This window comes from Fictibacillus sp. NPDC058756 (genome assembly GCF_042746035.1).
Taxonomy (GTDB): Bacteria; Bacillota; Bacilli; order Bacillales; family Fictibacillaceae; genus Fictibacillus.
Genome location: NZ_JBHYPU010000001.1, coordinates 1,377,016 through 1,391,599, shown reverse-complemented (window position 1 = coordinate 1,391,599; position 14,584 = coordinate 1,377,016). Strand labels below are relative to the sequence as shown.

Here is a 14,584-nt window from a genome sequence, read left to right as displayed (position 1 = left end):
TTTATTGAACTGTAGTTATCTTCAAACCTCTTTTTGCAGCTTCAAAAATAATATCTCCGTTTTTATCTGTCCTGTAAATAGTCACTTTTTTCTCTTTTAATCTGGTAATAACATCTTTTGCAGGATGTCCATAAATGTTATTTCTCCCAGAGCTTATGACTGCAAATTCAGGCGCTGCAAGCTCTAAAAATTGTTCCGTTGTAGAAGTATCGCTTCCATGATGTGCAACTTTCAACACGTCAGCTTTTAGCTGCGAAAAATTATTAATGATTTCGTGTTCTGCTTCCTTTTCTATGTCACCTGTTAATAAAAACGACGTATCGTAAAGCTTTACCCAAAGAACAACAGATCTATTGTTTGATGATGTATTTTTTTCGCTCGGATGCAGAACTATAAATCGAGAATTACCAATGCCCCACTGCATACCCTTTCTCAAATACTTCATATGAATTCCCTTTTGTTTACCTGATTCAATAATTTCCGTTTCGAGCTCGCTAAGATTATTATTCTTAGGCAGGTAAATGGTTTCAACCGGAAAGTTATTTAATAAAAATACGGTTCCGCCAGCATGATCCATATCAGCATGACTTAATATCAAACCATCTATCTTCCTAATCCCTCTTCCTTTTAAATATGGAAGAACAGCTTCTTTTGTAACATCATATTCTTCATAACGTTCTTCCCATTTTTCTTTTTCAAAAGGGATTGCTCCTCCCGTATCAATTAGATATACCGCTTTCCGAAAAGGCAGTTCAATCAGAACGCTGTCCCCTTGACCAACATTAATAAAGGAAACTTTAGCAGAGGGATTCAGGTATGGGATACATGCTTGCAGCATTATGATAAACATAAAAGGTATACAGAAACGAAGATAAAGACGATCATTTCTTTCCCATTCATAGAATAAATAAAGGATGGCTAAAAAATAGAATAAAAAAAGCCATAAAGACGGTCGTCCTAGAAGAAGCGTTCCGTTGAATTTCTGGGCTATTTTTAAAATGGATGCAGAACTCTCAAAAAGAAATTGAACCGGAAATTTAAGCAAATATATAGCACCAGGAAATAAATGAATGACACCGAAAACAAAAAAAGAAACAGGAAATAAAACAAGAGATACAAAAGGAATATATAGTATGTTAATTGGAAGTGACCAAAGTGAGAATTCAAAAAAATGATAGAGAATGATAGGAAATGAAAATAAAGAGCACATAAAAGAGGTGATAATGAGCAATTGAGTGTTCGATTTGGTTTTAAACAAAGAAATTGATGTTATCAAAACGAAGGTCATTAAGAAGGAAAGCTGAAAACCAAGATCAAATGCGTACAACGGATTCCAAGACAGCATCGTGGTACAAACAAATGACAACAGCACAGCTGGGTTAATCTTTTTTCGAAAAACTATAAAACATAATGCCAGCATCCCCATAATTCCTGCCCGAACTATTGAGCTCTCACCGCCTGTTAATACTATGTATATGGGGAGAAAAATGACGATTAATACATAAGCCAGTTCTTTCACAATTCCCATTCTTACGAAAAATAAATATAAGAAATATGAGATGATGCCTACGTTAAAGCCTGAAACTGCTAAAAGGTGTGTCAGTCCTAATTTCTGATAGGATTCCAGTGTCTCGGTTTCAATCTTCTCTCGGTATCCAAAAACAAGAGCATTCATTAATCCTGCAGTATTTTGAGAAAAGTCAGCTTCTAATTGTTTAATACTTTTGCTTCTCCATATTTTTATTCTGGAAATTAAACTTTCCTTTTTATCTGTGACACAACTGCCTGCATCAACATGAGACAGTTCAAGAATCCAATGAATGTTTTTGTTATGCAGATAATCGCGATAGTTCATACCATAATAATGAGATTGTGGTTCAGGTTCTTTAAGTGTTCCATTAAGAAAACAATGCATGCTGATTTCAAGTTTTTCCAATGTATGTTTTTCAGCAGCTGAGTTCATTTTATATCGTACAACAAGTATTTCTCCTGAGGTTTTATATTGAAAAGAGATCATTTTGCCGTTTATCTTTGGGATCGTTTCAATTGTGCCTTGAAAATTAGTTGTATGCGGAGGAAATAAGGAGGTATTTTTCAGTTCATACCATTGGGTATACAAAAAGAAAAATGGAAGAAACATGAGAACAACAATTGTTTTTCTTTTTAACTGAAAGATGATTACGATAACCAGGAACGTAATTAGAACGATCCCAGTTACCGATATCATTTTTGAAAGCCATACACCAGCCAAAGCAAAGAGCGCACTTAGAACAGCAAGCCTTGGATTCATAAATCAGCTAGGTATAAATGCTGATGGAGGGATAGTCATTTTAACTTTCTCAACAGTCACTCCAGCTTCTTTAAATTGTTCAATACTATAAGGATGATTTTTGTAATCTTCTCCGTAATAAATTTTCTTTATACCACTTTGGATTATGGATCTGCAGCAGTGCAGACAGGGAAAATGTGTAACATACATTTCAGCGCCATCAGTCGGCACGCCGAACTTCGCACATTGAAGGAGAGCATTCATTTCAGCGTGAATGGTTCTTACACAATGCCCATCAATTACATAACATCCTTCATCTATACAATGAACGCCGCCAGATATTGAACCGTTATAGCCTCCTGCGATTATCCGTTTATCTCTTACAATCGAAGCACCTACAGCTAAGCGGGTACACGTACTGCGCAAAGCAAGCAGCTGGCTTTGTGCCATAAAATATTCATTCCAGGAAATTCGTTTCAAATCTTATCCCCTCCTTATTCTATAATGTATAGTGTAGACTCAGCAAAAAAGCGGGTCAATAAAAACCATTATCGGAATTTAATTTTATCTTTCCAATCTTCAATCGTTTTTTCACCAATTCCCCGAACTTCTAAAAGCTGATCAATTGAATTGAACGGTCCAAATTCCTCACGGTAGGAAATGATACTTTGAGCTTTAGAGGGACCGACACCGCTAAGCGTCTGCAGCTCAGATAGATCAGCAGAATTAATATTTAATAAATCTTCTTTATCATTTCCCATATTAGAAGATAAGGGATGAATTTCTTCCCCTTTAGCTGCAACATATATGATCATTTCATCAGAAATTTTCTCGGCCTGGTTTACGGATCGCGCTTCTGCTTCCTCTAAAAAACCACCCGCTTTTCTAATTACGTCTATCACTCGATCACCATTATTCATTTCATACACACCAGGTCTTTTAACACTTCCTTGAACATCAACCATAATAGGATCTGAGTTATCAGCTTTTTTCTCATTTTTTTCAGTTTCAGATTCAATTGTTTCATCTTTAATCATAGGCATTTGGTCGGGTGAATTCACCGTCTCAGTATGACTGTTTATATTTTTGTAAATGTACACTCCAAACAAAATTACAAGTAATAAACCAGCTCCGAGCACCAAGTTAATATGCTTTTTCAGCTGAATCATAAAAGTCCACTCCTTTTTTCTGTGAAGGTGGAACGTTACAAAATCATAAACAAAACATTGAGCGCATAGATTTTAAGGTAGAGGAAGGAGGTTAAGGTATGAAGATCGGAATTATCGGAACCGGGAATATGGGAAGCGTTCTCGTTGCTTCTTTCATAGAATCTTCAGCCATTTCCCCATCACGGTTGATGGTTACTAACCGCACCCTGTCCAAAGCGGAAATGCTGCAGCATGCCTATCCAAAAATTAAGATAGGGAATACACCAGAAGAAGTATTTCGGTTCGCTGATATCGTATTTATTTGTGTTAAACCTCATGAATTTTATTCTTTGCTTTCAACTAATAAAAACTATATTTCAAAACATCAGCTGCTTGTATCTATTACAAGTCCTATTTCATGTGAACAGCTTGAAGAACTTCTTGACTGCAATATAGCAAGAGCCATTCCAAGCATAAATAATCGAGCTTTGTCCGGATCATCTCTTATTTCGTTTGGAAGCCGCTGCCACCCTGACTACAGAGAAAAATTGCTTAATCTGATGTCTTTCATTTCAACTCCTTTAGTTATAGATGAGAATATCACTCGGGTGTCTTCTGATATTGCTAGCTGCGGTCCTGCCTTTATCGGCTACGTGCTGCAATGTTTTATTAATAGTGCGGTTAATCAAACCGATATAACGAAAGCCCAAGCAACTCAGCTAGCCAGCGACATGATTATTGGAATGGGTAAATTACTTGAAAAAGAAGTCTATACGCTGCCTACACTTATACAAAAAGTATGCGTAAAAGGTGGTATTACTGGTGAAGGAATTAAGATCTTAAGCAGTGAAATGGATGAAGTATTTGATCATGTCATACAGCGGACACATGAAAAATATCACGAAGAATGCGAAAAAGTTAGTCAGCAATTCGAGGTAAAGGAAGAACTAAAGTAATTTTTCTTATGCAGTTCATTATAAAAGACTTTAAAGAAAAAAGCCGGAATGAATATCCGGCTTTTTATAATTCATCAAATCCATTTTCGTCAGAAACCTTAGTGTACTGTCTCGATTTCTGTTCAAAAAAATCACTTTTTCCTGAATTAACATCAGAATATGCTTTTATCCAAGGAAGAGGATTTTTCTTATATTCGGGATATAACTTTTCAAATCCTAGTTCGTATAATCTTTTATTCGCCATAAACTTGATATAGTCTTCCAAGTCGGTCTTATTAATTCCTTCGAATGAATCTCCAATAATATATTTGCTCCATTTGATTTCCAGCTCAGCGGCAGTTTTAAACGTTTCCCTAGCAAATTGATGCAGTTCTTCTTTATCAATTTCCGGAAAATCTTGAAGTACAGCCTTGAATATATTGCAAAACAAGTACACGTGAAGCTGTTCATCTCTGTTTATATAATTGATCATCGTTGATGTGGATACCATCTTTTGATTTCTTGCTAAGTTATAAAAGAAACTGAAGCCAGAATAAAAATTTAATCCTTCTAAGATCACATCATAAATAATTGATTTTATGAAAGTTTCCGGGTTAGGGTTTTTTATAAATTCCTCATAGCCTTTTGCGATAAAATCATTTCTCTCACGCAGTACTTGATCTGTTTTCCAATATTCAAAGATTTCATCTTGTTTCCATTTTGGAACGAGTGATGATAATACGTAAGAATACGATTGATTATGAACAACCTCTTGAAAGGAGAGGGTTGCCATAAGCGCCGAAAGACTAGAGTCTGTTAAATAAGCCGAAACTCTGCTTGAATAATCAGTTTGTACACTATCTAAAAACGCGAGAAGCCCGATTATTTTATTAAATGTATCCTTCTCTTTCTCAGATAGATTAACATATTGTTTACTGTCACTGGACATATTGATCTCAAATGGCGTCCAAAAGTTTGACAGCATGTTTTTATATAATGGGTAAGCCCACGGAAAACGGACGTCGTCCCAATTCAGGATGTTGGAGCTATGTCCATTAATAACACTTGTAGAAGCATTTGGTGCACTGGTATCATATATTTTTCTTTCTTGTAATTTTGTGTTCACTTTAACTTTCACAGCTTTCACACCCTTCAAGTTCGATTGAAGTTGATCTTGTGTAATAAGTTGTTTTAAGTCCTTTTTCAAAACTAAGCAGATGAAGGTCCAGCAGCTCTTTTGCTTTTATGTTGTGAGTTACATAAAGGTTAAATGATATAGACTGATCAACATGTCTCTGCCTAGCTGCATTCTGTACTATGCTCCACCTTTGATCAATATGAAAAGCTGATTTATAGAACCATGCAGTCTCTGCGTTCAGATCAGGAGCAGTTACAGGTATTTTATAATTTTTCTTTTCTTCCGAATAAAACTTTTTAAAGATTGGATCTACACTAGGCGTTGAATTAGCAATGATTGAGGTTGATGAATTTGGTGCAACTGCAATCAGATAACCGTTCCGTATTCCTTGGCTTCTTACTTTTTCTCTTAAATAGCGCCATTCTTCAGCTTCATAATTTCTTTTTGCAAAATAGTCTCCAGAATGCCAATCTGAACCTGAAAAAGCATGGTATTTACCTTTTGCTTTCGCCAAATCACTGCTCGCACTTATGACGTAATAATTAATCTTTTCATAAAGTTTGTCTGCAAAAGTGACGGCTTCTTCACTTTCCCATTTGATCCCCTCTTTTGCAAGAAGATGATGCCAGCCAAACGTTCCGACACCTATTGCTCTATATTTTTTATTCGTAAGAACTGCCTGCGGAACATCTATGGAGTTAAGATCAATTACGTTATCGAGCATTCTGACTTGAATATCAATCACTCTTTTCAACACATTATCTCCAACAACTTTTGCCAGCGAGAGAGATGATAGGTTACAGACAACAAAGTCTCCTGGAGTTTTTCGAATGATGATCTCTCCATCTTCAGTTTCTTCTGATTGAACTGTGGTTGCAGACATGTTCTGCATAATTTCGGTACATAGATTAGATGCATAAACCATACCTTGATGCGGATTAGGATTAAGTCTATTAACAGTATCTCGATAAAACATAAATGGTGTGCCTGTTTCAAGCTGAGACTTCATTATTCTTTTCATTACTTCTATTGCAGGAATACATTTTTTTGATATTCTTTCATCGTTTAAGCACTCTTTATATCTTTCTCTGAAACTGCCGTATCCTTTTTGCTCATCATAGGAATCCTCCAGCGAATAGCCTTTGAATCGTTTCACTTCATGCGGATCAAATAAATACCAGTCATCACGTTTTTCTACTTTTTCCATAAATAAATCAGGAATACAGACCCCTGTAAAAAGATCATGCGTCCTCATTCTTTCATCGCCATTGTTTAATTTTGCATCTAAAAATTCCAATATATCTTTATGCCACACATCCAGATAAACTGCAATTGCCCCTTGCCTCTGTCCAAGCTGATCTACGGAAACGGCTGTATTGTTCAATTGTTTCATCCATGGTATAACTCCGGAAGAATTGCCTTTAAATCCTCTTATATCAGAACCTCTTGAACGGATTTTGCCGAGGTAAATTCCAAGTCCTCCTCCTCCTTTTGATACAGTCGCCGCATCAGTATTTGAATCAAAAATACCGCGAAGACTATCGTCGATTGTATCAATGAAACAAGAACTAAGCTGTCCATAGCTTTTACCAGCATTCGCTAAAGTTGGAGTAGCGACAGTCATGTACTGATTTGAAAGTGCCCAATAAGCTTCTTTTACAAGCTCCATCCGATGTTTACGATCCTCATCTTTCATTAAGAAAAGAGCAATCACCATCCAGCGTTCTTGCGGCAGTTCATATAACTCATGGTTAAATCCTTTAGCGAGATACCTGTCAGCCAGTGTCTTTAACCCGATATATGTAAAAAGTTCATCTTTTTCAGGTACAATACACTTTTCGGCTTCTTTAATTTCCTGAGCGCTATAAGAAGAGAGAATCGTATCATTATAAATTTTCAGGTCTACTAAATGCTCAATAAGTCCGTATAAATTAGAATATGGTGGTTTCTCGTCAGATCCTTTATTCAATTGCACTTGTTCATACAGCTGCTTTAAATAGAGGCGTGCTGCTACAAATGTCCATTGTGGTTCCTCCATACTTAAACAATTTAAAGCCTCCATAATCAACTGTCTGAAAAGCGCTGCACGATTATTATTTTTTAATTCTAACTCTTCAGCTCTTGCTAAAAACAATTCTCCCTCAAGTTCTGGAAATGATGCAACACAATCTTGCAGCCATTCCCCGAGAGAAGATTTTGCTACTGTATTTTCCATTTTAAGACCACTCCTTAGTAAAATAATAAGGCTGTTTTCGTATACATTGTTGTTCTTCGAAAGTAGTTGATTTCCGCTTCAGGCTGCTCGCTTTCCATGGGGCGTGCGGTGAGCCTCCTGCCGCTTTGCGCCATTAGGAGTCTCCACCTGACCGCTCGTCCCATATGAGTCTCACACCTTACGCTTCAATCAACTTGTATAGGAAGAAAAAAATGCACCAATTTTAGAAAGAAGCCAATAATAAAAACCCCTCTTCATCAGGAAGAGGGGTAAGGAACGTATAGAAAACTTACAAGACTATTGCTTGAGTTAAATACCGTTCTTTCTCCCAATCCCCGAGGAAAAGAAAACAAGAGATTCAGGCAGGTCTACTGGCTTATGCTTCATCCTACTTTGGGCCTTCCCATACAGCAGCCATTTTCATAGCTAATCAGTACAGTGGCAGTTCCATTTCGTCCACAATTACAGTTGCGGGGACAGCTTCGGCATTTCACCGAATTCCCTTTTAAGCCGGATTAAAGCCGGCACCTGAAATCTCCATATATAGGTTTGTATCATTTACTTTGACACCAAATATAGTAATTGTCAATGAAAAAGCATTTTCAAAGACTTCTATTATTGTGCCACATAACCTCCATCAATTACAATCGCTTGGCCAGTAACACCTTTCGCTTTTTCACTTGAGAGGAAAATCGTATAATCAGCAATTTCCTGTACATCTAATAACCGTTTCTGAGGAACTAAAGGATAGATTACTTCTTCTAAAACTTTTTCAAGTTCCACTTTACGTGTTTTTGCAAGGTCTTCAAGCTGACCTCTAACAAGTGGAGTATCTACATAACCAGGACAAACAGCATTTACCGTTATGCCATATTCGGCCCCTTCTAAAGCGGCTACTTTCGTTAAACCGATAACGCCGTGTTTAGCACTGTTGTAAGCTGCCTTTCCGGCGAATCCTACTAGTCCATTAATAGATGCCATATTGATAATACGTCCGAACCCTTGTTTTTTCATGATTGGGAACACGTGCTTCGTTGCCATAAATGGAGCTGTAAGCATTACACTTATCAGCTGCTGAAATTTTTCAGTTGGAAACTCTTCTAGCGGTGATACATATTGCAGTCCAGCATTATTGATCAATACATCAATCCGATTATAGTGCTGAAGTGTTTCATCGAGTGCACCCCTCAAATCGTCTTCATCTGTTACATTGCAGCCTAATCCTAAACAATCATATCCCTTATTGTTAAGTTCATCAGCAGAAGCCTTTGCCTTCTCATCATTCAGATCACTTATTACAACTTTTGCGCCGTTCTGAGCAAATGATTTAGCTAACTCAAGACCGATTCCGCTTGCTGCCCCTGTAATAAAAACAACTTTATCTTTTACGAACGATTCCACAGATATCCGCTCCTTAACTTAAATGACTTATACAATCCCGAACATATAGTACAATCCGATGATAACAAATACAGCTGCTGTTTTAATAAGTGTCATTGCAAAGATATCGATATACGCCTGCTTATGAGTTAGACCGGTTACCGCTAAAAGAGTAATTACTGCACCGTTGTGAGGCAATGTATCCATGCCGCCACTCGCCATGGATGCAACACGGTGAAGAACTTCTGTATCGATTCCAAGCTTGTTTGCTTGTTCTACATATGTTTCACTCATAGTTGCCAGTGCAATACTCAGACCGCCTGAAGCTGAACCTGTAATACCCGCTAGCGTAGTGGTTGTAACAGCTTCGTTTACTAATGGGTCTTTTATCGTATTTGACATAGCATTGTTTACAGCTGCAAAACCTGGGAGTGCTGCGATAACACCGCCAAATCCATATTCTGACGCAGTGTTTAGAGTAGCAAGCAGTGCACCGCCGATGGATAAATTGATTCCTTTGTTAAAGTTGTTCTTGATTCTTTTAAAAGAAGACAGCAGTACTGTGATAATCCCAATAACTAGAGCTCCTTCAACAGCCCATACAGCAGCAAGTGTTGGAATTTGGATCTCCGGTACATTTTTCATACCAATTGCTGAGAAATCAAATGTCTTACCATAATATTTTGGTATAAGAACCGTAAACCATTTATTAAAAATACCTACTAAAATAAGAGGCAAGATCGCGATAAAAGCATTTGGGAGCTTCTCTGATTCGAGTTTCTCGGGTTCGTTGCTATGGCCTGTACCATACCCTTCACCTTTAGCTGCTGCCTGTCTTCGTCTCCATTCTAAGTAAACCATCCCAAGAATAAAAACAAACAAACCGCCTATAAATCCTAACCAAGGTGCAGCCCACGTGGTTGTTCCGAAAAATGATGTCGGAATAATATTTTGAATCTGAGGACTTCCTGGAAAAGCATCCATCGTAAATGTAAAGGCACCAAGTGCAATTGTTCCGGGAATAAGCCTCTTAGGAATATCTGCAAGCTTAAATAATTCTGCAGCAAATGGATAAAGTGCAAATGCCACCACGAAAAGTGATACCCCGCCATAAGTAAGAATAGCTCCTACCAGTACAATTGCCAGCATTGCACGCGACGGTCCGATTAGTTTGATTACAAACTGAGTGATTGATTTTGCAAATCCAGACATCTCGACGACCTTACCAAATATTGCTCCCAGCAAGAAGACCGGAAAGTATAACTTAATAAAGCCAACCATTTTCTCCATAAATACACCTGAGAAAAACGGAAGTACATGGCCTGGTTCTGTTAGCAAAACAGCAAACAAGGCAGCAATCGGTGCAAATAAAATGACACTAAAACCACGATAAGCTACAAACATCAGGAAAAATAATGATAATAAAATAATAATAATGTCCAATTTTCTTTCCCCCATTTCTTAAATAAAAATTCCGAATTCATAAAAGCGCTTACATTTTTAAATAAGTAATCTCCTTTCTACTAATATACTCCCAATTATACTATTGCAAGTTTTGTGCCAATTATTAAACCCGCAAACCACATGAATTCTCGCTCTATATATTCCGAAAAATCGGAAAAATAATACCAAAAAACGCTTACTACTCTCTATATTTTTTTATTTTTCTCTATACTAGCAGTCAAAAGTTAATAAAATGAACAATTCCGAAAAAACGGAATGGTTTTCCGGTTTTTCGGAATACAAAAATTGATTTATATTTTATATTTTTTTATTTTATCGTACAAATTTGTTTTTCCGATGCCAAGAGCATTAGCTACAGCTTTTATGTCTCCGTCCATCTTTTTTAAATAAGATGAAATTACTTTTTTCTCCGTTTCATGAACATAATCTTTTAATGATTTTTGAGTTTCATGAACTCCGAGTTTCTCTCGAAGAAAATCCGGAAAAGCGTCAAGAGAAATCTGGTCACTTTGTGTCAGCTGAATAGCGGCCTCAACAAAATTTTTCAGCTCTCTCGTATTTCCTGGCCAAGTGTATTGAAGAAAAGCTTCTTTAACATCATCATCAATTTTCACAATCCTTTTTCCCGTCTCCCTGCAATTAGACCGAATGAAGCTTTCGGCTAAAGGCCATATATCTTCTTTCCTTTCACGAAGCGGCGGTATTTGAATCTGCAAAACATTGATTCGGTAAAACAAGTCTTCTCGAAACTTATTACTATCTATAAGCTGCTCTAAGGGACGGTTAGTTGCTGCAATGACTCTAACGTTTACTTTATGGGAATTTAATGAACCCACAGGCTCCACTTCTTTTTCTTGCAGTACACGGAGAAGTTTAATTTGCATATTTTGCGGAAGATCCCCAATTTCATCTAAAAATAATGTGCCTCCGTCAGCCATCTGAAACTTACCTGGTTTTCCACCTCTTTTCGCCCCAGTAAAGGCGCCTTCAGAATAGCCGAAAAGCTCAGATTCAAATAGATGTTCTGGTACCGCTCCGCAGTTTATTTTTATAAATGGCTTAGCGCTTCTTTCACTCAGCTGATGTATGCTATGGGCAAGTAATTCTTTTCCTGTGCCGCTTTCACCGCGAATTAAGACTGATAAATCACCACTCGCGATGTTTTTTACACGCTCTTTGATTTTTTCAGCCTCACGGGATATTCCTATAAAATCATTGAGGGTATAAGTTGCTCCATTTATTTCATGCCATTCTTTTTTATAAAAATCAAGTTCATGCAAAAGTGCTTTAATATGGGAATTCATTTTCTTCCATTGTTCTGTATCCCTGAAGATTACAGTTCCTACTGCACCGATAACTTTTCCTTCATGAAAAATAGGAATTCGGTTTGCAATCATATAATTTCCCCTGATAAACTGCAAATCAGCGATCTCAACTTTCCCTTGAAGCACTGCTTTATGCATCCTTGTATTCTCTATCACATTTGTTACATGCTTACCGATTACTTCTCTCGGATTTTCACCTAAAAACTCACAATAGGTCTTGTTCATGTATTGAACGATACCTTCGTGATCAACTACAACAATCCATTCGTAAGCACTGTCAATAATAGTCTCTAAAATATTGTGTTTTAACAAAGGGTCATTATTCAACATGGCGTCCTATACCTCGCTCCTAGAAAACGTACTGCTTTTATTTGTAACCTATTGTACCGTACAAAGAATATTTATTAATATGGAAAAAGACAGCATATAGCTGTCTTTAGGATTTCTTTGCAATAAACAATATTCTATCACTTTGTTCTTTTGGATTCTGATCTTCAAAATCTGCTGTTATGCTCAATACTTCAAATTGACATTCTTTAAGCCATTTAGAATATTCTTCTGCTGAAAACGTTCTTTGAATGTGTAATTCGTCGTATCGTTCATAGTTATCTTTGTTTAGAATAAAAAAAGATAAATCGTGCTCTACACTATTAACGTATTCACCTTGATAGCATTGCCAGATGTAAGAAAGCTCTTCATTATTACTGCCGAAAGTATTGCCAATAAATATATGATTGACCTTATGTAAGGAATGAACATCAAAAAGAAACAAACCATTTGGTTCTAAATGATTCCATGCTGAAAGAAAGGTTTGTTTTACGTCTTCTTCCGTTAAAATATAATTAAGGGAATCGCACAAAATTGTCACGCACTCATATGATCCCAACCCTTCCAGATCTCTCATGTCCTGCTGAAAAAGTGAAAGTGCAACATTTTCATTTTCAGCTTTTTCTTTTGCAACCATAAGCATATCTGAAGAGAGATCAACACCAGTAACTTCAAATCCTTCTTTGGCCAGCAAGATTGGGATCGAACCAGTTCCGCAGCCTACGTCTAATAACCTGATGGTATTCGGGTGATAAGCAGAAACAGCATTTTTAATAAATGACAGCCACTTCGAATATGGTGCATCTGCCATTAATTCATCATAAAGATAAGCGAATTGCTGATAACTCATTACATATTTTCTTGGGGTGCAAGAATGGCGTCAACATCTACAGAATTTGCATCTCCCCATAACTTCTCTAGATTATAATAGCTGCGGTCATCACGGTGAAAGACATGTACGACTACATTTCCTAAATCAATCAATACCCAGCGAGCATGGTCATACCCTTCCATCCTGCGCAATTGAATATCGTTTTCTAGAGCTACATCTTTTAGCTCTTTTGAAATTGCCTGTACTTGTTTTTCCGAATTACCATGGCAGATTACGAAATAATCTGCGACTAAAGAAATTCCTTCCATGTCTAAAACAGCAATATTTTCCGCCCTTTTATCATCTACTGTTTTAACAACTAATTCCATAAGGTCTTTAACATTCATCCAATGCACTCCTCCTATTTTTTATTTTGAGTCTTATCCATTAGACCATTATAAGTTTCAAGGGTTAACGGATAGATCTTTTGGTTTTGCTTCATCAAAAAATTTATAGTGTTTTTTACAGCCATTAAACAGGCTTTATTTAAATCTTTTTCAGCTTCTTCTCTTATTTCTTCTACTCCTGGAAATTGACGGTTTGGCTCAATATAATCAGCCAAAAAAATGACTTTTTCTAATGTGTTCATATTACCATTTCCCGTTGTATGATAATAAATGGCACTTAAAACTTCTTCATCTTGTATACCAATTTCTTTCTCTACTAAGAAAGCACCAACTGGAGCATGCAGCACTTCACTTCCAAAAAGCAAAAGATCTTGTGGAAGGTTTTCATTTTTAACGATTTCTCTCATTTCATCTTTGGGACGAAATTTTGCGTAATCATGAAAAATGGCTGCGGTTTCTGTTTTATTTAAATCAGCGCCATACAGCTGTGCTAATTTCAAACTCGTTTCTAACACACCTAATGTGTGTATATATCTGTGTTCAGTTAAATGTTTTTTAACTATTTCAAGTGCTTTATTTCTATCCATAAAGCAAGTGCTCCTTAATATACTTCCAGACGTCATCTGCAACAAAATAACGAATGTTTTCGTTCTTTTTTGCCCTTAAACGAATAAATGTAGATGATATCCCGATATTAGGTATTTCTACAAGTTTCACGTGATACCTTTCCCAATGTTCATCAACCGGAAAGCCTTCACGGCCAACTCCTGCAAATTGGACAAGCTCATTCAGCTGGTCGATTTGATGCCAGCTGCCTAGAGAGTGAACCATATCTCCGCCCATAATAAAAGTAAATTCCTTTTTTGGAAACTTCTCTTTTAAGAGCCGGATTGTATCAATAGTATATGAAGGACCGCTTCTCTCAAACTCAAGTAAAGAAAGGGAGAATTGATTATTGTTTCCAATCGTTTTCTTAACCATCTCTATGCGATGTCCGTCTGAAACATCTTCCACTTTCTTCTTATGCGGAGGATTAGAAGCAGGCATCCACCACACTTCATCTAAATCCAGCTGTTTTAATGCTTCCTGGGCAATAATTAAATGCCCAATGTGCGGCGGATTAAACGTTCCCCCAAAAAGACCGATATGTTTGTCCAAGTCACTC

Annotated in this window: 13 protein-coding genes and 1 riboswitch; of the genes, 1 reads left to right on the top strand and 12 read right to left on the bottom strand. The window is 36.9% G+C overall.

Annotation, left to right across the window (positions count from 1 at the left end; all coding sequences use genetic code 11):
- Position 1: 1 nt before the first annotated feature.
- From ACFW35_RS06905 to ACFW35_RS06895, 3 genes are all read right to left on the bottom strand, one after another.
- A complete protein-coding gene (locus ACFW35_RS06905) occupies positions 2-2,251 on the bottom strand; it encodes a DNA internalization-related competence protein ComEC/Rec2 (RefSeq protein WP_379844656.1) in 2,250 nt (749 codons plus the stop codon).
- A gap of 42 nt (positions 2,252-2,293) precedes the next feature.
- Complete coding sequence (locus ACFW35_RS06900; protein ID WP_379844655.1) at positions 2,294-2,749, bottom strand: ComE operon protein 2; 456 nt, start codon at positions 2,747-2,749, stop codon at positions 2,294-2,296.
- Between the two features lie 68 nt (positions 2,750-2,817).
- The gene (locus ACFW35_RS06895; RefSeq protein ID WP_379844653.1) at positions 2,818-3,438 is read right to left on the bottom strand and encodes a helix-hairpin-helix domain-containing protein; all 621 of its coding nucleotides are present in this window, start codon (positions 3,436-3,438) and stop codon (positions 2,818-2,820) included.
- Between the two features lie 98 nt (positions 3,439-3,536).
- Here ACFW35_RS06895 and comER point away from each other — a divergent pair, with 98 nt between their 5' ends.
- Entirely contained in the window at positions 3,537-4,373 is an 837-nt protein-coding gene (gene comER / locus ACFW35_RS06890) for a late competence protein ComER (protein WP_379844652.1), read from the top strand.
- 64 nt (positions 4,374-4,437) lie between these two features.
- Here comER and ACFW35_RS06885 read toward each other — a convergent pair whose 3' ends face one another.
- From ACFW35_RS06885 to ACFW35_RS06845, 9 genes are all read right to left on the bottom strand, one after another.
- Entirely contained in the window at positions 4,438-5,490 is a 1,053-nt protein-coding gene (locus ACFW35_RS06885; protein WP_379844650.1) for a ribonucleotide-diphosphate reductase subunit beta, read from the bottom strand.
- Positions 5,480-7,705 carry a ribonucleoside-diphosphate reductase subunit alpha gene (locus tag ACFW35_RS06880; RefSeq protein ID WP_379844648.1) on the bottom strand — a complete coding sequence of 742 codons (2,226 nt, stop codon included), beginning with the start codon at positions 7,703-7,705 and terminating at the stop codon, positions 5,480-5,482. Before ACFW35_RS06880 ends, ACFW35_RS06885 begins: the two co-directional genes overlap by 11 nt.
- 344 nt (positions 7,706-8,049) lie before the next feature.
- A riboswitch (cobalamin riboswitch) is annotated at positions 8,050-8,251 on the bottom strand.
- Between the two features lie 69 nt (positions 8,252-8,320).
- Complete coding sequence (locus ACFW35_RS06875; protein ID WP_379844647.1) at positions 8,321-9,106, bottom strand: 3-hydroxybutyrate dehydrogenase; 786 nt, start codon at positions 9,104-9,106, stop codon at positions 8,321-8,323.
- Between the two features lie 27 nt (positions 9,107-9,133).
- Entirely contained in the window at positions 9,134-10,528 is a 1,395-nt protein-coding gene (locus ACFW35_RS06870; protein ID WP_379844645.1) for a GntP family permease, read from the bottom strand.
- A 311-nt stretch (positions 10,529-10,839) separates the two neighbouring features.
- Positions 10,840-12,204, bottom strand: coding sequence for a sigma-54 interaction domain-containing protein (locus ACFW35_RS06865; protein ID WP_379844644.1), 1,365 nt, complete (start codon positions 12,202-12,204; stop codon positions 10,840-10,842).
- A 106-nt stretch (positions 12,205-12,310) separates the two neighbouring features.
- The gene (locus ACFW35_RS06860) at positions 12,311-13,051 is read right to left on the bottom strand and encodes a class I SAM-dependent DNA methyltransferase (RefSeq protein WP_379844643.1); all 741 of its coding nucleotides are present in this window, start codon (positions 13,049-13,051) and stop codon (positions 12,311-12,313) included.
- A complete protein-coding gene (gene rsfS / locus ACFW35_RS06855; protein ID WP_066291153.1) occupies positions 13,051-13,419 on the bottom strand; it encodes a ribosome silencing factor in 369 nt (122 codons plus the stop codon). Before rsfS ends, ACFW35_RS06860 begins: the two co-directional genes overlap by 1 nt.
- 14 nt (positions 13,420-13,433) lie before the next feature.
- The gene (gene yqeK / locus ACFW35_RS06850; protein WP_379844641.1) at positions 13,434-14,006 is read right to left on the bottom strand and encodes a bis(5'-nucleosyl)-tetraphosphatase (symmetrical) YqeK; all 573 of its coding nucleotides are present in this window, start codon (positions 14,004-14,006) and stop codon (positions 13,434-13,436) included.
- Positions 13,999-14,577 carry a nicotinate-nucleotide adenylyltransferase gene (locus ACFW35_RS06845; RefSeq protein ID WP_379844639.1) on the bottom strand — a complete coding sequence of 193 codons (579 nt, stop codon included), beginning with the start codon at positions 14,575-14,577 and terminating at the stop codon, positions 13,999-14,001. Before ACFW35_RS06845 ends, yqeK begins: the two co-directional genes overlap by 8 nt.
- Positions 14,578-14,584: the final 7 nt, after the last annotated feature.